Annotated in this window: 21 protein-coding genes; 11 read left to right on the forward strand and 10 right to left on the reverse strand. The window is 74.5% G+C overall.

The annotated features are described in order from the left end of the window. Window positions 1-49 precede the first annotated feature (49 nt). The 5 genes from folP to BUE29_RS17080 are packed head-to-tail and all read left to right on the forward strand — an operon-like array spanning window position 50 to window position 4,048. On the forward strand, window positions 50-850 hold the full coding sequence (gene folP, locus BUE29_RS17060; RefSeq protein ID WP_073391931.1) for a dihydropteroate synthase: 801 nt from the start codon (window positions 50-52) through the stop codon (window positions 848-850). Further along, the gene (folB, locus tag BUE29_RS17065; RefSeq protein ID WP_073391653.1) at window positions 850-1,218 is read left to right on the forward strand and encodes a dihydroneopterin aldolase; all 369 of its coding nucleotides are present in this window, start codon (window positions 850-852) and stop codon (window positions 1,216-1,218) included. The genes folP and folB overlap by 1 nt, the downstream gene beginning before the upstream one ends. Continuing rightward, complete coding sequence (folK, locus tag BUE29_RS17070; RefSeq protein WP_073391654.1) at window positions 1,215-1,718, forward strand: 2-amino-4-hydroxy-6-hydroxymethyldihydropteridine diphosphokinase; 504 nt, start codon at window positions 1,215-1,217, stop codon at window positions 1,716-1,718. Before folB ends, folK begins: the two co-directional genes overlap by 4 nt. Further along, on the forward strand, window positions 1,715-2,173 hold the full coding sequence (locus BUE29_RS17075) for a DUF3180 family protein (RefSeq protein ID WP_073391655.1): 459 nt from the start codon (window positions 1,715-1,717) through the stop codon (window positions 2,171-2,173). The genes folK and BUE29_RS17075 overlap by 4 nt, the downstream gene beginning before the upstream one ends. 54 nt (window positions 2,174-2,227) lie before the next feature. Then, the gene (locus BUE29_RS17080) at window positions 2,228-4,048 is read left to right on the forward strand and encodes a DUF6779 domain-containing protein (protein WP_143168225.1); all 1,821 of its coding nucleotides are present in this window, start codon (window positions 2,228-2,230) and stop codon (window positions 4,046-4,048) included. Between the two features lie 18 nt (window positions 4,049-4,066). On the opposite strand, the gene BUE29_RS17085 is transcribed toward BUE29_RS17080, so the two are convergent. From BUE29_RS17085 to BUE29_RS22580, 10 genes are all read right to left on the reverse strand, one after another. Then, complete coding sequence (locus BUE29_RS17085) at window positions 4,067-4,669, reverse strand: TetR/AcrR family transcriptional regulator (protein WP_234971505.1); 603 nt, start codon at window positions 4,667-4,669, stop codon at window positions 4,067-4,069. Next, a complete protein-coding gene (locus tag BUE29_RS17090) occupies window positions 4,666-5,430 on the reverse strand; it encodes an enoyl-CoA hydratase family protein (protein ID WP_073391658.1) in 765 nt (254 codons plus the stop codon). The genes BUE29_RS17085 and BUE29_RS17090 overlap by 4 nt, the downstream gene beginning before the upstream one ends. 80 nt (window positions 5,431-5,510) lie before the next feature. Continuing rightward, window positions 5,511-6,671, reverse strand: a complete 1,161-nt coding sequence (locus tag BUE29_RS17095) for an acyl-CoA dehydrogenase family protein (protein ID WP_073391659.1) — start codon at window positions 6,669-6,671, stop codon at window positions 5,511-5,513. A gap of 14 nt (window positions 6,672-6,685) precedes the next feature. Continuing rightward, window positions 6,686-8,653: an acetyl/propionyl/methylcrotonyl-CoA carboxylase subunit alpha gene (locus BUE29_RS17100; protein WP_143168226.1), complete on the reverse strand. Its 1,968-nt coding sequence runs from the start codon at window positions 8,651-8,653 to the stop codon at window positions 6,686-6,688. Further along, window positions 8,650-10,248 (reverse strand): acyl-CoA carboxylase subunit beta, encoded by a 1,599-nt coding sequence (locus tag BUE29_RS23235; protein WP_073391660.1) that lies wholly within the window; start codon window positions 10,246-10,248, stop codon window positions 8,650-8,652. Before BUE29_RS23235 ends, BUE29_RS17100 begins: the two co-directional genes overlap by 4 nt. Beyond that, a complete protein-coding gene (locus BUE29_RS17110; RefSeq protein WP_073391661.1) occupies window positions 10,245-11,393 on the reverse strand; it encodes an acyl-CoA dehydrogenase family protein in 1,149 nt (382 codons plus the stop codon). The genes BUE29_RS23235 and BUE29_RS17110 overlap by 4 nt, the downstream gene beginning before the upstream one ends. Then, the gene (locus BUE29_RS17115; RefSeq protein ID WP_407657346.1) at window positions 11,386-13,011 is read right to left on the reverse strand and encodes an acyclic terpene utilization AtuA family protein; all 1,626 of its coding nucleotides are present in this window, start codon (window positions 13,009-13,011) and stop codon (window positions 11,386-11,388) included. Before BUE29_RS17115 ends, BUE29_RS17110 begins: the two co-directional genes overlap by 8 nt. Window positions 13,012-13,076: 65 nt before the next feature. After that, complete coding sequence (locus BUE29_RS17120; RefSeq protein ID WP_073391663.1) at window positions 13,077-13,862, reverse strand: TIGR03084 family metal-binding protein; 786 nt, start codon at window positions 13,860-13,862, stop codon at window positions 13,077-13,079. A 144-nt stretch (window positions 13,863-14,006) separates the two neighbouring features. Continuing rightward, on the reverse strand, window positions 14,007-14,336 hold the full coding sequence (locus BUE29_RS22575) for a mechanosensitive ion channel domain-containing protein (protein ID WP_159440891.1): 330 nt from the start codon (window positions 14,334-14,336) through the stop codon (window positions 14,007-14,009). A 277-nt stretch (window positions 14,337-14,613) separates the two neighbouring features. After that, entirely contained in the window at window positions 14,614-14,940 is a 327-nt protein-coding gene (locus BUE29_RS22580) for a hypothetical protein (RefSeq protein WP_073391665.1), read from the reverse strand. A 58-nt stretch (window positions 14,941-14,998) separates the two neighbouring features. On the opposite strand from BUE29_RS22580, the gene BUE29_RS17135 reads away from it, so the two are divergent. From BUE29_RS17135 to BUE29_RS17155, 6 genes are read left to right on the forward strand one after another with little or no spacing between them, the layout of a single operon-like run. Next, complete coding sequence (locus tag BUE29_RS17135) at window positions 14,999-15,871, forward strand: Rossmann-like and DUF2520 domain-containing protein (RefSeq protein WP_073391666.1); 873 nt, start codon at window positions 14,999-15,001, stop codon at window positions 15,869-15,871. Continuing rightward, a complete protein-coding gene (gene panC, locus BUE29_RS17140; protein WP_073391667.1) occupies window positions 15,868-16,704 on the forward strand; it encodes a pantoate--beta-alanine ligase in 837 nt (278 codons plus the stop codon). The genes BUE29_RS17135 and panC overlap by 4 nt, the downstream gene beginning before the upstream one ends. Continuing rightward, window positions 16,701-18,353, forward strand: coding sequence for an L-aspartate oxidase (locus BUE29_RS21605; protein WP_200800285.1), 1,653 nt, complete (start codon window positions 16,701-16,703; stop codon window positions 18,351-18,353). Before panC ends, BUE29_RS21605 begins: the two co-directional genes overlap by 4 nt. Continuing rightward, window positions 18,350-19,201, forward strand: coding sequence for a carboxylating nicotinate-nucleotide diphosphorylase (gene nadC, locus BUE29_RS21610; RefSeq protein ID WP_234971506.1), 852 nt, complete (start codon window positions 18,350-18,352; stop codon window positions 19,199-19,201). Before BUE29_RS21605 ends, nadC begins: the two co-directional genes overlap by 4 nt. A 2-nt stretch (window positions 19,202-19,203) precedes the next feature. Continuing rightward, the gene (locus tag BUE29_RS17150) at window positions 19,204-19,968 is read left to right on the forward strand and encodes a type III pantothenate kinase (RefSeq protein WP_073391668.1); all 765 of its coding nucleotides are present in this window, start codon (window positions 19,204-19,206) and stop codon (window positions 19,966-19,968) included. A 1-nt stretch (window position 19,969) separates the two neighbouring features. Beyond that, window positions 19,970-20,890: an LLM class F420-dependent oxidoreductase gene (locus BUE29_RS17155; protein WP_073391669.1), complete on the forward strand. Its 921-nt coding sequence runs from the start codon at window positions 19,970-19,972 to the stop codon at window positions 20,888-20,890.

Here is a 20,890-nt window from a genome sequence, read left to right on the forward strand (position 1 = left end):
CGGCGGACTCCCGCGCTCGCTGCCGCGCCGGCACGACCGCATCGTGGTGATGGGCGTGCTGAACACGACCCCGGACTCGTTCTCCGACGGCGGGCGGCACGCCGGCGTCGACGCGGCCGTCGCGCACGGGCTGCGGCTGCGCGACGAGGGCGCCGACCTGGTCGACGTCGGCGGGGAGTCCACCCGGCCCGGCGCCCGGCGCATCGACACCGCCGAGGAGCTGCGGCGGGTCCTGCCGGTCGTGCGCGAGCTCGCCGCGGCGGGCGTCCCCCTCTCGATCGACACGTACCGGGCGGCGGTGGCCGACGCCGCGCTCGACGCGGGGGCGGTCATGGTCAACGACGTCTCCGGTGGCCTCGCCGACCCGGCGATGGTCGACGTCGTCCGCGCCGCGGGGTGCCCGTGGAGCCTGATGCACTGGCGGGCGCATGCCGAGAACATGCGCGAGCACGCGGTGTACGACGACGTCGTCGCCGACGTGCGCGCCGAACTGCTCGCCCGGGTCGAGTCCGCGGTCGCCGCGGGGATCCCCGCGTCCCGGCTGGTGATCGACCCGGGGCTGGGGTTCGCCAAGACCGGCGCGCACAACTGGGCGCTGCTCGCGGCGCTGCCCGCCCTGCTCGAGATCGGGTTGCCGGTGCTGGTGGCGGCGTCGCGCAAGTCGTTCCTCGGCACGCTGCTGGCCGATGCCGAGGGCACGCCCCGCGCGGTCGGCGAGCGCGAGGACGCCACCACCGCGATCACCGCGCACTGCGCCGCGGCGGGCGTGTGGGGGGTCCGCGTGCACGAGGTGCGCCGCAGCGTCGACGCGGCCCGCGCCGTCGCCGCGATCCGGGGAGCGGCGCGCTGATGACCGACCGCATCGCGCTCCGGGGGCTCACCGTCCGCGGGCACCACGGCGTCTTCGACGTCGAGCGGCGCGAGGGCCAGGACTTCGTCGTCGACGTCGAGCTGGAGCTCTCGACCCGCGCCGCGGCGGCCTCGGACGACCTCGCCGACACCGTCCACTACGGCGAGCTGGCGGAGGCTCTCGCGACGGTCGTGGGTGGCGAGGCGGTCGACCTGCTCGAGACGCTGGCCGAGCGGCTCGCCGAGGTCTGCCTGTCCGACGCGCGCGTCGCGGCCGCGACCGTCACCGTCCACAAGCCGCAGGCACCGATCCCGCTCACCTTCGCCGACGTCGCCGTCACCATCCGCCGCGAGCAGGCGTCGCGATGAGCCGCGCGGTGCTCTCGCTCGGCTCCAACCTCGGCGACCGGCGGGCGGCGCTGCGCCTCGCGCTGGACGTGCTGGCGCCGTGGGTGCAGGCCGTCTCGCCGGTGTACGAGACGGCGCCCTGGGGCCCGGTCCCGCAGCAGGACTACCTGAACGCGGTGGTCGTGGTCGCCGACCCGGCCGCGTCGCCGCGGGACTGGCTGGCCCGCGCCCACGCCGCGGAGTCCGCCGCCGGCCGCGTCCGCGACGTCCGGTGGGGCCCGCGGACGCTCGACGTCGACGTCGTGACCGTCGAGACGGCCGGCGCGGTGGTCGAGAGCGACGACCCCGAGCTCACCCTGCCGCACCCGCGGGCGGCGCAGCGGGCCTTCGTCCTCGTCCCGTGGACGGCCCTGGAGCCCGACGCCGAGCTCGCCGGCCGCCCGCTCGCCGCGTGGCTCGCGGCGCTGCCCGCCGACGAGGTCGACGGCGTCCGACTCGTCGCGGCGCAGGGGCGGGCATGACCCGGCCGAGCATGCGCCGCACCGCGTGGGGCGAGCTCGCCATCACGTTCGCGGCGGTCGCCGGCGTGGTCTACCTGTTGCTGCGCTTCGGCTACGACTCGCTGCCCACGCTCGAGTTCGTGGTCCCGGTCCCGCTCGCCGTGCTGGCCGTCGCCGAGGCGGTGACCGCACGCCGGGTCGCCGCCGCCGTCCGCCACGAGCCGGACGCGCGACCCATGGCGGCACTCGTCGTCGCCCGGTGCGTGGCGCTGGGCAAGGCATCCGCACTGGTCGGTGCCGGTGTCGCCGGGGCCGCCGTCGGGCTGTTGCTGCGGCTGCTGCCCGACATCGGGTCGGTGGACGCGGTGACCCACGACGCACTGGTCGGCGGTCTGCTGCTGCTCGCCGCGCTCCTCGCCGTCGCCTCCGGCCTGTGGCTGGAGCGGGCCGGGATCGACCCCGGCTCGCGCACCTGAGATCGGTGTTTCACCACCCCCGTGGGGGCTGGCGCCGGTGTCTAAACTGGCCCGGTGCCATCGCCTGACAAGCCGCCGCTCACCCGGGCGGTCGTGTTGCGTGCGATCGGCTTCGCGGTGGCGATCGCGCTCGGTGCCGTCGCCGTCTGGCTGATCGTCACCGAGACGACCCAGAAGGGCATCAAGCTCGGCGTCCTCGCCGGCCTCTGGGGCCTGCTGCTCGGGGCCTACTCGATGTTCGGGGCCCGCCGCGGCTTCGGCGGCGAGGCCGCGGCCTTCGACGAGCCGGGGCACGAGGTCGCGGTGCGCGCCGCGAGCGCGGTCGAGCGCTCCGAGGCCGCCGAGGCCCGCCGGGACTGGGAGGCCCGTCTCGAGCGCATGATCCAGCGCGAGATCGCGAACGCCGTGGGGCGGGAGACGGCCGCGCTGCGCAGCGAGATCGCCCACCTGCGGCAGGACCTCGTCGACAAGGTGGGCGGCCAGCTGCGGCTCGAACGCATCGAGACGACGCGGCTGATCGGGTCGGACCTCGAGGCGTTGCAGGACGAGGTCCGCCAGCTCAAGGACGCCAGCGACGGCCAGGCCGCGCGCGACCTGCTGGCCCGCGCCGAGCAGCGCATCGCGGTGCGCCAGGTCGTCGAGCCGGCCCGGATCCGGCCGATCAGCCGGCCGGCCGCCGAGGTCGAGGCCGACGTCCGGCCCGCGCAGCGCGAGCCGGAATCGCAGTCGGCCGACGCGGCCGCAGCACGTCCCGACCAGCGTCCGGCACAGCCGTTCGTGCCGCAGCGGCTCGTCCCGGCACCCGCCGCCGCGGGCGGTCCCCCCGTGGGGGCGGCCGACCAGCGTGCGCAGCAGGCGCCGCGCGGCGACCAGCGTCCCCCCGCCGCGTCGGCGCCGCCGGCGATCCGGCGCCCGGTCACGCCGCCGGCCGCCGCGGCCGCGCAGCAGCGACCCGACACACCGCAGCGCCCCGACACGCAGCAGCGTCCCGACACGGCACAACGGCGAGCGGAGACGCAGCAGCGGCCGGACGTGCAGGAGTGGTCGGCGCCGCGGACGTCCCGCCCGGACGCGCCGCACCATGCCGCCACCGACCGTGCCGCCACCGACCGTGCCGCCACCGACCGTGCCGCCACCGACCCCGCCGCGCGGGTGCACCAGCCGCCGCCGGCGGCGCCGCCGGTCCCGCCGCAGCGGGCCCAGTCGCCGGACGACCGCCCCGAGGGCGCGTCCCGGCGCGCGACCGACGAGGAGCCGGCCCGGCCCGCGCAGGCGACGTCACGCTCCCAGCCGGCCCAGCCGGCCCAGCCCGAACGTGTGGCCGAGCGTGTGGCCGAGCGTGTGGCCGAGCCGGAGCGTGCGGCCGAGCCGGCGCGCCCGGCCGAGCCGGCGCGCCCGGCCGCGAGCGAGGACCCGTTCGCATCCCTGCCGAGGCTCACCCGCTTCACCGACTTCGAGCTCGACCCGATCGAGACCACGCCCGCGGCGAACGGCACCAGCACGGCCGCCACGCCGCCCCCGGTCGAGCGGCCCGCCGGTGGTGGCCACGCCGCGCGTGCCGCGCACGCCGCACCGAACGGTCACGCGCCGGAGCCGGCCGCGGGCGCCTACACCGGCCGACGCCGCCGCTTCGCCGACGAGGCCGACGACACCGCCACCGGTGCCCCCGACGCGACCGAGGTCAGCACGGCCGCCGACGACCGCACGACCACCGACGGCGACGTGCGCGACGAATCGCAGGGCCGGCACGCCGGGAGCGCGGCCGGGAGCGCGGCAGGCACCGAGGGTGGGGGGCGCCGGCGCCGCGACGAGGGCCACGACGAGGGCAGCGAGCTGCTGGCCCGACTGCTCGCGCGCGAGGCCGCCGAGCGCTGAGCGCCGAGCGCCGAGTCGTCAGCGGGGCAGGGTCCGCTCCAGCGTGTGCGCCCACTGCCGGGCGATCCGGCCGCGCCGCGCACCGTCGTCGGTGAGCAGGTTGGCCAGGCCGAGACCGCGCGCGAGGTCGAGGGTCGCCTGCACGGTCTCGCGCACGCCGTCCACCCGCTCGTCTACGCCCAGGACGTCGACGACCATGCGGTGGACCTCCCGCCCGATCCGCGCCTCCAGCGGCACGACCTGCTCACGCAGCTGCGGTTCCGCGGCGGCGGCGACCCACAGCATGAGCGCGGCGCGGAAGAACGTGCCGCTGAACAGGCCGAAGACCACCTCGACGATGGCCTCGGTCGACAGCTGCCGGCCCTGCTCGGCGAACTGCCGCCGCATCTGCTCGCCCCGCTCGCGGGTCACGTGCTCGAGCGCGGCGGTGAACAGCGCCTCGCGGGTGGGGAAGTGGTGCTGCGCGGCGCCCCGCGAGACCCCGGCCCGCTCGGCCACGACCGCAACGGTGCTCGCCGACCAGCCGAGCTCGGCCAGGCAGGTGATCGCGGCCGCCAGCAACCGCGCCCGCGTGGCGCGAGAACGGTCCTGCTGCGGCTCCCGGGCGTCCACGTGGGTCACGGCGACGCCGCCCACCGCGGCGGCCGCTTCGCCAGGAACGCCAGCATGCCCTCGCGGGCCTCGTCCGAGCCGAAGAGCCGGGCCGACAGCGCCTGCATCTCCGCCGCTCCCGCGTCGAACGCGGCCCGGGCCCGCGCGGTCGTCAACGGCTTGGTCTCGGCGAGCCCCTGCGGCGAGCAGGCCCGCAGCGCGTCGCAGATCGTCTCGACCTCCGCGCCGGTGTCCTCGGCCACGGCACTGGCCAGCCCGCTCGCGACGGCTGCCTCGGCGCCGAACGTCTCGCCGGTGAGGTAGTACCGCGACGCCGCCCGCTCGCCGAGGCGGCCCAGCGTCGTCAGCGAGATGATCGCCGGCGTCAGCCCGAGCCGCACCTCGGTGAACGCGAACGTCGTCGTCGGCCCGACGACCGCGATGTCGCAGGCGCCGACGATCCCGACGCCGCCCGCCCGCACCGCGCCGTCCACCCGTGCCACCACCGGTTTGGGCAGCTCCACGACGGTGCGCAGCAGTCCCAGCATGCGCCGTGTCCCGGCCTCCGGGCCGCCCTCGCCCGCCTGCTCCTTCAGGTCGGCGCCCGCGCAGAACACCGAGCCGGTGTGCGTGAGCACCACCGCCCGCACCTGCGGGTCGGCCGCCGCCGCGGCCAGGTGCGCGGTGAGCTCGCCCACCAGCTGCGACGACAGCGCGTTCCGGTTCGCCGGCGAGTCGAGCGTCGCCACCGCGATCGCCCGCTCCACCTCGTAGTGCACCAGCTCGGTCATGTCATCCAGCTGCTTTCGGTCGGTCCGCCGACGGCGGCGTGAGCGGCGGAACGCCTCGCGTCCCGGGGGTGCGGGTTCCGCTAGTAGGACTTCGGCAGACCCAGCGAGAACTGCGCGACGAAGTTCAGGATCATCTCCCGCGACACGGGTGCGATCCGCGCGACCCGCGCGCCGATGAGCAGGTTCCCCAGCCCGTACTCGTGCGCGAGCCCGTTCCCGCCGTGGGTCTGGACGGCCTGGTCGACGCACGCGATCGACGCCTCGGCCGCGGCGTACTTGGCCATGTTGGCCGCCTCGCCGGCGCCCATGTCGTCGCCGGCGTCGTAGACCGCTGCGGCCTTCTGCATCATCAGTCTGCTCAGCTCGAGCTCGACCTTGGCCTTCGCGAGCGGGTGCGACAGGCCCTGGTGCGTGCCGATGGGCTTGCCGCCCCAGACCGTGCGCTGATTCGCGTACGCCACCGCCTTGTCGAGCGCGTACCGCCCCATCCCCACCGATCCGGCGGCGGCCATGATCCGTTCGGGGTTCAGCCCGGCGAACAGCTGCGCGAGCGCGGCGTCCCCCTCGCCGACGAGCGCGTCCGCGGGCAGCCGGACGTCGTCGAGGTAGAGCACGAACTGCTGGTCGGGCATGACGACGTCCATGTCGATGGCCGTGTACTCGAAGCCGGGGGTGTCGGTGGGGAAGGCGAAGAGCGCGGGCCTGAGCTTGCCGGTGTCGGTGTCCTCGGTCCGCGCGACGATCAGGATCGCCTGCGCGTGGTCGACACCCGAGACGTAGTACTTGCGGCCGTTGAGCACCCAGTCGCTGCCGTCGCGGCGCGCGGTCGTGGTGATCCGGTGCGAGTTCGAGCCGGCGTCGGGCTCGGTGATGCCGAACGCCATGATCGTCTCGCCGGACGCGATGCCGGGTAGCCAGCGCTGCCTCTGCTCGTCGGTGCCGAAGCGGCTGATGATCGTGCCGTTGATGGCCGGTGAGACCACCATCATCAGCAGTCCGCAGCCGGCGGCGTTGAGCTCCTCGCCGGCGATGGCGAGCTCGTACATGCCCGCCCCGCCGCCACCGTAGGCCTCGGGCAGATTGAGGCCGAGGAAGCCGCTGCGGCCGGCCTCGGCCCAGAGCTCGGTCAGCGGTTCCCGCGCGCGGGCGCGTGGCGCGGTGTACTCGTGCCCGTAGCGGCGGCCCAGCTCGGCCACGGCCTTGCGCAGCGCCAGCTGCTCCTCGGTCTCGGTGAAGTCCACGGCAGCGCCTCTCCTCAGTCCGGTTCGGTCACGACGGCGAGCACCGCGCCGACGTCGATCTGCTGGCCCACGGTGACCGGCAGCTCGGTCACCACACCGGCCGCGGGCGCGGCGATGCGGTGCTGCATCTTCATGGCCTCGAGCCACAGGATCGGGTCACCCGCGCCGACCGCGTCGCCCACCGCGACGGCGATGCGCACGACGGAACCCGGCATCGGCGCGAGCAGCGAACCGGCAGCCGCCTGCGTACTGGGATCACGGAAGCGCGGGACACGCGTGAACCGCACCGGCCCGAGCGGCGAGTCGACGTGCACGCCGTCCTCGCCCACCACGACCTGGAAGCGACGACGCACGCCGGCGACGTCCAGCACGACGAGGTCGGGATGTGCGCGAACCAGCTCGATGTCGTCCCGACCGTCCACCCGCAATCCGTCCCTGGTGTGGCGGAACCGGACGTCGTGACCCTCGAAGGCCACCGAGCGTGGCTGGCTCACCACGTTGCGCCAGCTCGACGGCAGCTGCGGCAGCACGGTCGTGGCCGACCGGTCGCCGGCGTCCACCGCCAGCGCCGCGGCGAGAGCGGACAGCGCGACCTCGTCCTCGCCGGCCAGCGGCGCCGCCAGCGTCGCGAGGTCGTGCCGGTCGAGGAACGCGGTGTCGGTGTCGCCGGCGAGGAAGGCGTCGTGGCGCAGGACGTGGACCAGCAGATCGCGGTTGGTGACGAGGCCGTGGATGCGGGACCGCGCGAGCGCCGTCGCGAGGGCGGTCGCCGCCTGCCTGCGCTGCGGCGCCCACGAGATCACCTTGGCGAGCATGGGGTCGTAGTGCACGCTCACCGACGAACCGGCCACCACCCCGCTGTCGACCCGCAAGCCCGCCGGTGCACCGGTGAGGTCGAACTCCGCCGTCACGCCGGGGACGTCGAAGCGACTCACCGTGCCCGACTGCGGTTGCCAGCCGGCGGCGGGGTCCTCGGCGTAGAGCCGCACCTCGATGGCGTGCCCGCGGGTCGGTGGCGGTGCCGCGGGCAGACGTTCGCCGTCGGCGACGGCGAGTTGCAGGGCGACCAGGTCGAGGCCGGTCGTGCACTCCGTGACCGGATGCTCCACCTGTAACCGGGTGTTGGTCTCGAGGAAGAAGAAGCGGCCGTCGTCGTCGGCCAGGAACTCCACCGTGCCGGCACCGACGTAGTCGATCGCCGACGCGGCCGCCCGGGCCGCCGTGAACAGCGCCTCGCGCATGCCCTCGACCCGTTCGACGAGCGGGGACGGCGCCTCCTCGACGACCTTCTGGTGCCGCCGTTGGATCGAGCACTCGCGCTCGCCGACCGCCCAGACGGTGCCGTGGGTGTCGGCCATCACCTGCACCTCGATGTGGCGTCCGGTCGCGAGGTACGGCTCGCAGAACACGGTGGGGTCGCCGAACGCGCTCGCGGCCTCCGCCTGCGCCGCCTCGACCTCGGCGGCGAGCACGGCGAGCTCGGTGACCACCCGCATGCCCCGGCCGCCGCCTCCCGCGGATGCCTTGACGAGGACCGGCAGGTCGGCCGCGGTCACCGTGGCCGGGTCCAGCTCGGTCAGGACCGGCACCCCGGCCGCCGCCACCAGCTTCTTCGCCTCGATCTTGGAGCCCATCCGCTCCACGGCCGCGGCCGGCGGCCCGATCCAGGTCAACCCCGCGTCGATCACCGCGCGCGCGAACACCGCGTTCTCGGAGAGGAAGCCGTAACCGGGGTGCACGGCGTCCGCGCCGGCGCGTCGGGCCGCGGCGATGACGAGATCCGCGCGCAGGTACGTGTCGTGCGGTGTCGAGCCGGGCAGCCGGACGGCCGCATCCGCCTCCGCCACGAAGGGGGCGTCCGCGTCGGCGTCGCTGAACACGGCCACCGTGCCGAGCCCGAGGTCCCGGCACGTCCGGAACACCCGCCGCGCGATCTCGCCGCGGTTGGCCACCAAGACCGTGGTCAGCCTCCGCCCGCTCACAGCCGGAACACCCCGTATCCCGTCGCGCCCGCGATCGGGCCGGAGTGGATCGCCGACAGCGCGATGCCCAGCACGGTGCGGGTGTCGCGGGGGTCGATGATGCCGTCGTCGTAGCCCATGCCCGACAGGAACATCGCGGCCGACTCCTGCTCGATCTGCGCCTCGACGTACTCGCGCATCTGGGTGTCGGCCGCCTCGTCGTAGTCCTGCCCGCGCGCGGCGGCGGCCTGCCGGGCGACGATGGACAGCACCCCGGCCAGCTGCGCCGGACCCATGACCGCAGACCGCGCGTTCGGCCAGGTGAACAGGAAGCGCGGGCCGTACGCGCGTCCGCACATGCCGTAGTTGCCGGCGCCGTATGAGGCCCCCATCGTGACGGTCAGGTGCGGCACCGTCGAGTTCGACACCGCGTTGATCATCTGCGCGCCGTGCTTGATGATGCCGTGACGTTCGTACTCGGCGCCGACCATGTAGCCGGTGGTGTTCTGCAGGAACAGCAGCGGCGTGTCCGCGCGATTGGCGAGCTGGATGAACTGCGCCGCCTTCTGTGCCTCCTCGCTGAACAGCACGCCACGAGCGTTGGCGAGCACACCGATCGGGTAACCGTGCAGCGACGCCCATCCGGTGACCAGCGACGTCCCGTACAGCGGCTTGAACTCGTCGAAGTCGCTGCCGTCGACGATGCGGGCGACGACCTCGCGAGGATCGAACGGGGTCTTCGGATCGGTGGGGACGAGGCCCAGCAACTCGTCGGGGTCGTGGCGTGGTTCGGCCGGTGCGGGGCGTGGTGCAGCCCCCTGCTTGCGCCAGTTGAGCCGGCCGACGATCTGCCGGCCGATGCGGATCGCGTCGTGCTCGTCCTCGGCGTAGTGGTCGGCGAGGCCGGAGTGCCGGGCGTGCAGGTCGGCGCCGCCGAGCGCCTCGTCGTCGGCGTCCTCGCCGGTCGCCATCTTCACCAGCGGTGGCCCGGCGAGGAACACCTTGGAACGCTCCTTGATCATGACGACGTGGTCGCTCATGCCGGGGATGTACGCCCCGCCGGCGGTCGAGTTGCCGAAGACGAGCGCGATGGTGGGGATGCCCGCTGCCGAGAGCCGCGTGAGGTCGCGGAACATCCGGCCGCCGGGGATGAAGATGTCCTTCTGCGTGGGCAGGTCGGCGCCGCCGGACTCGGTGAGGCCGATGACCGGGAGCCGGTTCTCGAGCGCGATCTCGTTGGCACGCAGCGTCTTCTTCAGCGTGTAGGGGTTGGACGCGCCGCCGCGGACGGTGGGGTCGGAGCCGTTGATCAGGCATTCGACGCCGTTGACGACGCCGATGCCGCACACGACCGACGCGCCGACGGTGTAGTCCGACCCCCAGGCCGCGAGCGTGCCGAGTTCGAGGAAGTGCGATCCGGGGTCGAGGAGCAGCTCGATGCGCTCGCGGACGAGCAGCTTGCCGCGGTCGTGGTGGCGGTCGACGTACTTGGGGCCGCCCCCGGCGACCGCCCTGGCCTGTTCGGCGTCGAGCGCCGCGAGCTGGTCGAGCAGCGCGGCCCGATTGGCGGCGTACTCCGGCGTGGCCGGGTCGAGCGCGGTCCGCAGCACCGTCATGCCGTGTACCCCAACGTCTTCGCGGCCAGGCCGGCCAGGATCTCCGTGGTGCCGCCGCCGATGCCGAGGATGCGCATGTCGCGGTACTGCCGTTCCACCTCGGCCTCGCGCATGTAACCCATCCCGCCATGCAGCTGGACGGCCTGGTGGGCAACCCACTCGCCGGTCTCGACCGCAGTGTTCTTGGCGAAGCACGCGTCGCGCACGAGGTCGCCGGTCGACGTCGAGCGGGCCGCGACCGAGCGCGTGTAGACCCGCGCGACCTCGATGCGACGAGCCATCTCGGCCAGCGTGTGCTGGACCTGCTGTCGGCTGATGAGCGGGCGGCCGAAGGTGTCGCGGTTGCGGCACCACTCGACGGTGAGGTCCAGGCACCGTTGTGCGCAGGCGTACGCCTGCACGGCCAGCCCGATCCGCTCCGCGACGAACTGGTCGGCGAGCTGCGCGAAGCCGCCGTGCTCCCGGCCGACGAGGTTGGTGACGGGCACGCGGACGTCGGCATAGGACAACTCGGCGGTGTCGGAGCAGAGCCAACCCATTTTCGCGAGTCTGCGCGAAACCGTGAAGCCGGGCGTGCCCTTGTCGACGACGAGGAGCGAGATGCCGTGGGCGCCGGCATCGCCGGTGCGCACGGCGGTGACGACGAAGTCCCCGCGGACCGCCGACGTGATGTAGGTCTTCGCGCCGTCGACGACGTACTCGTCGCCGTCCCGTTTCGCGGTGGTGCGGATGTTGGCGACGTCGGACCCGCCGTCGGGTTCGGTGATCGCCAGTGAGCCGACGAGGTCGCCGGCCAGGGCCGGGCGCACGTAGCGCTCGATCAGGTGCCGGTCGCCGCTGCGGACGAGGTGGGGGAGCGAGATGCCGGTCGTGAAGAGCGCGGCGAAGGCGCCGCTCGAGCCACCGGCGTAGTGGAACTCCTCGGCCACGACGAGCGCGTCGACGGCGTCGCCGCCGCCTCCGCCGACCGCCTCGGGATAGGCCACGCCGAGCAGGCCCAGCTCACCGGCACGTCGCGACAGCGAGCGGGGCAGCTCGCCCTCGTCCTCCCACCGCGCGAGGTTCGGCACCACGTCGGCACGGACGAAGTCGCGGACGGTCGCGCGCAGCGCCGTCTGTTCCGCCGTCGCGAACGGGTCAGTCATCGAGCAGCTCCTCGGGGACGTCGACGAGCCGCGAGCGCAGCCACTCGCCGATCGCCTTGGCCTGGGGGTCGTGCCGCGCGTTGTAGGCGACGCCCTCGCCGAGCACGCCCTCGACGACGAAGTTCACCGCGCGCAGGTTGGGCAGCGCGTGGCGGGTGACCTCCAGCCGCGCGACCTCGGGCAACAGGCGGCGCAGCTCGGCCGCCGTCAGGTAGGACGCGAGCCAGCGGTAGGCGTCGTCCGACCTCGTCCACAGGCCGATGTTCGCCGCGCTGCCCTTGTCGCCGCTGCGCGCCCCGGCGACGAGGCCGAGCGGAACGCGCCGGGTCGGGCCGACCGCGTACCCGGTCGGCGGCGCAGCGACGAGGTCGTCGAGCTCGCGCGTCTCGTCGGGCGCGGGGATGTCGACGCGGGTGCCGTCGGGCAGGACGGCGACGTGCGGGACCGCGCTCGCCGGCACGGCGGCGGCGGTGAACACGCCGTACGGGGCGGCGTCGCCGGGCGGAGCGGTGACGTGGAAACCGGGGACGGAGGCGAGGGCGAGCTCGATCGCTCGTCCGGAGAACGCGCGTCCGACGGCCTTCGGGTCCGGACCGCGGACGACGCAGTGCAGCAGCGCGGCCGCCTCCTCCTGCACGTCGGCGTCGGGCCGGTCGGTGCGGGCGAGCCGCCATTCGGTGGCCAGTTCGGCGGTCGCGCCGGTGAGCTGCTGCCGGACCCAGGCGGCCTTGGCCTCGATGTCGAGTCCGGTGAGGACGAAGGTGACCTCGTTGCGGAAGCCGCCCAGGGTGTTTCGGCCGACCTTGAGCGTGGGGGGCGGCGCCTCGCCGCGCACGCCGCCGAGCCGTACGCGGTCCGTGCCGTCGTCCGCGAGCCGGACGGTGTCGAAGCGCGTGGTGACGTCGGGGCCGGCGTAGCGCGCCCCGGCGATCTCGTAGAGCAGCTGCGCGGTCACCGTCCCGGTCGTGACCGCGCCGCCGGTGCCGGCGGGCTTCGTGATCACCGCCGAGCCGTCGGCGGCGATCTCGGCGATCGGGAAGCCGAGTGGCCGGTCCAGGTCGGGCAGTTCGCGGAAGAACGCGTAGTTGCCACCGGTCGCCTGCGGACCGCACTCGATGACGTGGCCGGCCACGACGGCGCCGGCGAGCTCGTCGTAGGACGTTCGGCTCCACCCGTGGTGCCAGGCCGCCGGCCCGACGACGAGCGAGGCGTCGGTGACGCGTCCGGTGACCACGATGTCGGCACCGGCGCGCAGGCACTCGGCGATGCCCCACGCGCCGAGGTAGGCGTTGGCGGCCAGTGGCTCGCCGAGGTCGAGCTCGGCGGCCCGCTCACGCAGGTCGTCGCCCTCGACGTGCGCGACGGCGACGTCGAGACCCAGGCTGTCGGCCAGGATCCGGACGGCGTTGGCGAGACCGGCCGGGTTGAGGCCGCCGGCGTTGGTGACGATGCGGACGCCGCGCTCCAGCGCCGGGGCGAGCGCGGACTCCAGATGACGCAGAAACGTCTTCGCGTAGCCGAGCGTGGGGTCCTTCAGGCGGTCCCGGCCGAGGATCAGCATGGTCAGCTCGGCCAGGTAGTCGCCCGTGACGACGTCGACGCCGTCGGCGGTGACCATGTCGTACAGCGCGGTGGCGCGGTCGCCGTAGAAGCCGGACGCGTTCGCGACGTGCAGCGGCCGGCTCACGACGCCGGCTCCCGACCGGGACCGGGTGCGCCGGCGAAGGCCTGGGCGATGTCGAGCCAGGCGTCGGCGTCCGCACCGAGCGCCGTCACGCGCAGCTCGCTGCGGTGCCGTCGTTGCGTGACCAGCAGGCAGAAGTCGAGTGCGGCGCCTGCGACGTGCTGCGTGGCGTCGTGCGGTCCCCAGGCCCACATCTCGCCGGACGGCCCGGTGAGCTCGACGCGGAACGGCTCCGCCGGCGGGGTCAATCCGCGGATCGCGTAGGCGAAGTCGCGGGTGCGCACTCCGAGATGCGCGATGTTGCGCAAACGCGTCGTCGGTGGCCGCTGCACGCCGAGCGTGTCGGCGACGTCCTGACCGTGGGCCCAGGTCTCCATGAGGCGGGCCGTCGCCAGCGAGGTCGCGCTCATCGGCGGCCCGAACCACGGCAGCTTCACGTCCGGTGGCACGGTGAGGAGTGCGTCGTGCAGCTGCGCGCGCCGCACCCGCCAGCGGCGCACGAGCAGGGCGGGGTCCTGGTCCACCAGCTCGGCCGCGGCGTCGTCGACGTACGAGTCGGGCGCCGCCGCCGCGCGCTCGAGGATCGCGGCGAACTCGTCGGCGTCGGTCGCGGCGGTGAGGGCGACGGCGTCGGTCCAGCTCAGGTGGGCGATCTGGTGCGCGATCGTCCAGCCGACGGCGGGGGTGGGGCGCCGCCAGCCGTCGGGTGGGAGCGCGGCGACGAGGGCGTCGAGCTCGTCGCTCTCGTCCCGTAGGTCGGCCAGCACGCCGGACACGTCCGCCACGCCCCGACCCTCTCATCGTGCGCCAGAAGAAGCAAGCCTGCTTGCTTGTTTCGTCGGCTGTGGCCGGTCGAGGCAGACGGGATCTGCCGGCGCCTGGCGATGGAGGACGCGGGGAGTGCAGGAAGATCGCGGGACGGGTGCGCCTCAGCGTGACGAGGGGCGGTCCGGCGGGGTGCGCAGCAGCCGGGTGTTCGGGACGGTCTCGACACCGGTCGTCGTCGCGAGCGTCGTGTTGAGCAGCCCGATGCGCACGACCTCGGCGTCGAGGACCGCGGCGACGTCGGGGGTGTGGAGGCGGACGCGTTCGCCCCGCTGGTAGGGCCGCACGATCAACAGGCCCAGCCCCGCGAGCAGGTTCGCCGTGACGCGACGGGCGGCGACGGCACCGACGAGCAGGATCACGAGCGCGGCGACGAGGACGACCGGGGGAGGCGAACCGAGCGCGAGCAGGACAGCGACCGTCGTCACGATCACCGCGCCGACGGTCGCGACCGCGCCGCCCCCGTGGACCGGAGTGGCGCAGGCACGACCGCGACGAGCGTCCCGCACCCGTCGGGCGTCACTCCGCAGACTCGTCATGTGCCCCACATCCCTTGTGTAGCAAGGGTTTCCCGCGCGAGCGGCCACCGGTCGCCGACACGTGGGCGACGTCGCAGTGAGGCCCGTCACGCACTTCTGTCGTGGTGGGCAGTGGCCGGCCGCGCTCGACGACGGGCGTCGACGTCGCGTGCGCGGACGCGACGCCGCACCGTCAGCCCTCGAAGGGCCAGGCGTCGTCGGTGCGGGCGCGTGCCTGTTCGGCCTGCTGGGCCAACCGGGCCGCCGTGTCGGTGACGACGCGGGCGATGTCCACCCCCGTCTGATCGGCGAGCAGGTAGACGCCGTAGGCGAGCTCGCCCAGCCGGCGCGGCCAGTCCTCGCCCGGACGGTACGGCCGCCGGCCCCGGTCGGTGTCGCTGGTGACGGTCGCGCCCAGCGAGCCGAGCATCGTCTGCAGCTCGAGCAGCAGCGTGGGGACGTTGGCGTGCAGGTCGGCGGAGTCGGCGCTCCGGGCGACCGCCTGTTGCAGGTCATCCACGGGACAAGAACTTACCGGCCGCGCGTACCGTGCTCGCCCGACACTAGGCTCGACGGACGTGGAGGCTGCCCGACCGCGATTGCGCGTGGGCGTCGTGGGTGTCGGCCGGGTCGGCGGCGCGCTCGGCGCGGCCCTGGCTCGCGCCGGGCACGAGATCGTGGCGGTCAGCGGGGTCTCGGACCGGTCCCGACGACGGGCCGAGCTGCTGCTGCCCGGTGTGCCCGTCCTGCCGCCGGACGAGACGGTGGCCGCGGCCGACCTCGTGCTGCTGGCGGTGCCCGACGACGCGCTGCGCGGCCTCGTCGCGGGCCTCGCCGACACCGACGGCTGGCGCACCGGCCAGCTCGTCGCCCACACGTCCGGCGCCCAGGGGGTCGGGGTGCTCGACCCGGCCGCCGCCCGGGGGGTGCTCGCCCTCGCGCTGCACCCCGTCATGACCTTCACCGGCCGCCCCGAGGACCTCGACCGGCTGACCGGCGCCCCGTTCGGCGTCACCTCGCCGGAGGAGCTGCGCCCGGTCGCCGAGTCGCTCGTGCTGGAGATGGGGGGCGAGCCGGTGTGGGTGCCCGAGCCCGCCCGGGCGCTCTACCACGCCGCGCTGTCGGTCGCGTCCAACCACCTCGTTACGCTCGTCAACGACGCGACCTCGCTGCTCGACGGCGTCGGCGTGGCCGAGCCCGCGCGCCTCGTCGCGCCGCTGCTGAGCGCTTCGCTCGACAACGTGCTGCGCCTCGGGGACGCCGCCCTGACCGGACCGGTCGTGCGCGGCGACGTCGAGACGGTCCGCCGTCACGTCACGACCCTCGCGGCCGACGGGCCGCAGGTCCTGCCCGCGTACCTGGCCATGGCCCGTCGGACGGCGGAACGCGCCCATGCGTCCGGACGGCTCTCCGACGACGCGTTCGCCGCGGTCGTCGAGGTGCTGGCGTGAGGGTCGTCCGCACTCGCGCCGAGTTCGCGGCCGCCCGCGCGCAGCTGCCCGCGCCGGTGGGGCTCGTGCCGACGATGGGTGCGCTGCACGCCGGTCACCGCGCGCTGCTGCAGGCCGCGCGCGACGAGTGCGCGGCCGTCGTCACGACGAACTTCGTGAACCCGATGCAGTTCGGCCCGGGCGAGGACCTCGCGAAGTATCCGCGCACGCTCGATGCCGACCTCGCGGTGTGCGAGGACGTCGGGGTCGATCTCGTCTGGGCGCCCGGTGTCGAGGACGTCTACCCGCGCGGCGGTGCGACGCGGGTCCGCATCGAACCGGGACCCGTCGGGGACCTGCTCGAGGGCGCCGTCCGGCCGGGGCACTTCGCCGGCGTGCTCACGGTCGTCGGCAAGTTCCTCAACCTGGTGCGCCCCGACCGGGCCTACTTCGGGGAGAAGGACTACCAGCAGCTGACCCTGATCCGCCAGCTGTCCGACGATCTCGACCTCGGTGTGGTGATCGTCGGCGTCCCCACCGTGCGCGAGCCCGACGGCCTCGCGCTGTCGAGCCGCAACGTCTACCTCTCGCCCGACGAGCGTCGTCACGCGCTCGCCTTGTCACGCGCGCTGTCCGCGGGCCGGGACGCCGCGCCGCAGGGCGCGCTCGCCGTCATCGCCGCGGCGACGGCCGAGCTCGGCCGGGAGGACGGGACGGGTGCCCTCGCCGTCGACTACCTGGAACTGCGCGGCACCGACCTCGGCGAGATCCCCGAGCACGGTCCGGCCCGGCTGCTCGTGGCGGCCCGCGTGGGCTCGACCCGGCTCATCGACAACGTGGCGGTGACCCTGTGACGCGACTGCCCATCCGCCTCGCCGCCCCCGAGCCGGGCTGGAGCGTCGACACCGACGTCGTCGTCGTGGGATCGGGGATCGCCGGGCTGACCACGGCGCTGCACCTGAGCCGGCAGTCGTCGTTGCGGGTCCTCGTCGTGACGAAGGACGTGCTGGCCGCGGGCTCGACCCGATGGGCACAGGGCGGCATCGCGGCGGCGCTGGACGCCGGCGACTCCGCCGACGAGCACTTCACCGACACCGTCGTGGCCGGTGCCGGTGTGTGCGACGAGGCGGCCGTGCGGGTGCTGGTGCGCGAGGGCGCGGCCGCGGTGCGCGAGCTCGCGCAGATGGGCACGCGCTTCGACCGCGGCGCCGACGGCAGGCTGTCGCTCACCCGCGAGGGCGGCCACCACCGCGACCGCATCGCGCACGCCGGCGGCGACGCCACGGGCGCCGAGATCGAGCGCGCGCTCGTCACGCGGGTGCTCGACGCGACCGGCGTGCAGGTCATCGAGCACGCGCTGCTGCTCGACCTGACGACGGACGTCGACGGCGCCGTGACGGGGTTGACGCTGCACGTCATGGGCGAGGGGCAGCGCGACGGAGTGGGTGCGGTGCACGCCCGCGCGGTCGTCCTCGCCACCGGCGGGTTCGGCCAGGTCTACGCGTCGACCACCAATCCGAGCGTGTCGACCGGTGACGGCGTGGCCGCGGCCCTGCGGGCCGGCGCCGTCGTCCGCGACCTCGAGTTCGTGCAGTTCCACCCGACCGTCGCCTACCTCGGACCGCGCTCGTCCGGACAGCAGCCGCTCGTGAGCGAGGCGGTGCGCGGTGAGGGCGCGTTCCTCGTGGACGGCGCCGGCGAGCGGTTCATGACCGGACAGCACCCGCTGGCCGACCTCGCGCCGCGCGACGTCGTCGCCAAGGCGATCCTGCGCCGGATGCGCGAGACGGGCGCCGACCACCTGTGGCTGGACGCGCGGCACTTCGGCGTCGAGAAGTGGCGGGTCCGGTTCCCGACTATCCACTCCACGCTGGTCTCCCTGGGCATCGACCCGGTCCACGACCTGATCCCGGTCGTCCCTGCGTGCCACTACGCCAGCGGCGGGGTGCGCACCGACCTCACCGGCGAGGCGTCGTTGCGCAACCTCTTCGTGTGCGGCGAGTCGGCGTGCACCGGCGTCCACGGGGCCAACCGGTTGGCGTCCAACTCGCTGCTCGAAGGGCTCGTCTTCGGCCACCGGATCGCCGACACGCTCGTCGCGAGGCTCGGCGAGCCGGCCGATCCGCGGCCCCGTCCGCCGCACGCGCCGGCCGTCGGTGGCCTGCTCGACGGCGGAGCGCGGGTGCCGTTGCAGCAGCTGATGTCGGCGCAGGTCGGCGTGCTCCGCGACGAGGTGGGATTGCGCGCCGCGACCGCGGGCCTCGACGACCTCGTCGCGCGCGACGGCGGCGCGCCCGGCACCGAGGCGTGGGAGACGACCAACCTGCTGACCGTGTCCGCCGCGCTCGTGCAGGCTGCGCTCGAACGACGCGAGACCCGTGGCGCACACTGGCGCGACGACCATCCCGACCGGGACGACGAGCGGTGGCGTGGCCACCTCGACACCGAGCTGGGGCGCGACGGCGTCTTGCTCACCCGGTTCGCAGCGGGGGAGCAGCCGTGACCGAGTACGACCTGCCGGACCGTGTCGTCGCCGACGTCGTGACGCTGGCGCTGGCCGAGGATCTCGGCGCCGCCGGCGATGTCACCACGCTCGCCACGGTCGACGCGGCGAGCGTGGCCCGGGCCGCGCTGGCGGCGCGCCAGGACGGCGTGGTCGCCGGGCTGCCCGTCGCCGAGCGGGTGTTCGCCGCGGTCGGGCAGGGACGGGTCGTCTTCGAGTACGGCAGCGCCGACGGGGCACGGGTCTCGGCGGGCGAGGTGCTGGCCACCGTGTCCGGGCCGGTCCGGGATCTGCTGACGGCCGAGCGGACCGCGCTGAACCTGCTCGGTCACCTGTCCGGGGTGGCGACGCTCACCCGCCGCTGGGTCGACGCGATCGCGGGTACCGGCGCGCACGTCCGCGACACCCGCAAGACGATGCCCGGCCTGCGTGCGCTGGAGAAGTACGCGGTGCGCTGCGGCGGCGGCGTGAACCACCGCATGTCGCTCTCGGACGCGGCGCTCGTCAAGGACAACCACGTGGCGGCGGCCGGCGGCGTCGTCGCCGCCTTCCGGCTGGTGCGGGCGGCGCACCCGGACCTCGCACTCGAGATCGAGGTCGACACGGTGGAGCAGGCCCGCGACGTCATCGCGGCCGGGGCAGACCTCGTCCTGCTCGACAACATGTCGCCGGCCCTCATGCGTGAGGTCGTGGCTTTCACGCGAGGACGCGCAAAGTTGGAGGCGTCCGGCCGGCTCTCGCTCGACAACGCGCGCGAGGTCGCCGAGACGGGCGTCGACTATCTTGCCGTCGGTGCGCTGACCCACTCGGCGCCCGTTCTCGACATCGGCCTGGACCTCGGGGAGTAGCGATGCTGCTGGCCATCGACGTCGGCAACACCAACACGGTGATGGGGGTGTTCGACGGCGACGAGATGCGCGACTCGTGGCGCATCAAGTCCGACGCGCGCACGACCGCCGACGAGCTGGCGCTCGCCTTCCGTGGGCTGGTCGCCGACCTGCCGGTCACCGGGATCGCGGCCTGCTCCACCGTCCCCGCCGTCATGCGCGAGCTGCGGACGATGCTGGCGCGCTACTACGCGGGCGTGCCCACGGTGCTCGTGGAGCCCGGCGTCCGCACCGGGGTCAGCATCCTCACCGACAACCCCAAGGAGGTCGGCACCGACCGCATCTGCAACACCGCGGCCGCGTACCACCTCACCGGCAGCCCCTGCGTGGTCGTCGACTTCGGCACCTCGACCAACTTCGACGTCATCAGCCCGCGGGGTGACTTCCTCGGCGGCGCGCTCGCGCCCGGCATCGAGATCTCGCTGGACGCGCTCGCCGCACGGGCCGCGCAGCTGCGCAAGGTCGAGCTCGTCGCGCCCCGCAGCCCCATCGGGAAGAACACGGTGGAGTCCCTGCAGTCGGGCATCCTCTACGGCTTCGCGGGTCAGGTGGACGGCATGGTGCGGCGGCTGTCGAGTGCGCTCGTGCCCGACGACCCCGCCGCGGTGCACGTCATCGCGACCGGGGGGCTCGCGTCCCTCGTCATCGACCACAGCGAGACGGTGACCCGGTACGAGCCGGCGCTCACCCTGATCGGACTCCGCCTCATCTGGGAAAGGAACGCCTGACGTGCAGCTGCGCATCTTCACCGAGCCGCAACAGGGAGCGAGCTACGACGACCTCCTGCGGGTCGCCCGCGCGACCGAGGACCTCGGCTTCGACGCGTTCTTCCGCTCCGACCACTACCTGTCGATGGGCGACGGCGACGGGTTGCCCGGTCCGTCCGACGCGTGGATCACGCTGGCCGGGCTGGCCCGCGACACGTCCCGCGTGCGCCTCGGCACGCTGGTCTCGCCGGCGACGTTCCGGCTGCCCGGGCCGTTGGCGATCAGCGTCGCGAACGTCGACGCCATGAGCGGCGGCCGCGTCGAGCTGGGGCTCGGCGTCGGGTGGTTCGACGCCGAGCACACCGCGTACGGCATCCCGTACCCGGACACCGCCGAACGCTTCGACCGGTTCGCCGAGCAGGTCGAGATCCTCGACGGGCTGTTCCGGACGCCGGCGGGCGAGCGGTACTCCTTCGCCGGCGCGCACTACCGGCTCGCGGACTCGCCCGCGCTGCCGAAGCCGACGCAGTCGCCCCGGCCGCCGTTCGTCCTCGGCGGTGCCGGGAAGAAGCGCGGCGCCGCGCTCGCCGCCCGGTACGCCGACGAGTACAACGTCGCGTTCTCGTCCCTGGAACGCACCCGCGAGATCTTCGGCCGTGTTCGCGCCGCCGCTGCCGAGACCGGCCGCGAGCTCGTCTACTCCGCCGCCCAGGTGCTGTGCCTCGGGCGCGACGACGCCGAGGTCGCCCGGCGGGCCGCCGCGATCGGTCGCGACGTCGACGAGGTGCGGGCGAGCAGTGCGGCCGCCGGCACCGTCGCCGAGGTCGTCGACAAGCTCGGCGCCTTCGCGGCCGAGGGCGCGACCCGCGGCTACCTGCAGACGCTCGACCTGAGCGACCTGGACCACCTCGAACTGGCCGCCGAGCTCGCCCGCCAGCTCTGA

Source organism: Jatrophihabitans endophyticus (genome assembly GCF_900129455.1).
GTDB classification, from domain to species: Bacteria; Actinomycetota; Actinomycetes; order Mycobacteriales; family Jatrophihabitantaceae; genus Jatrophihabitans; species Jatrophihabitans endophyticus.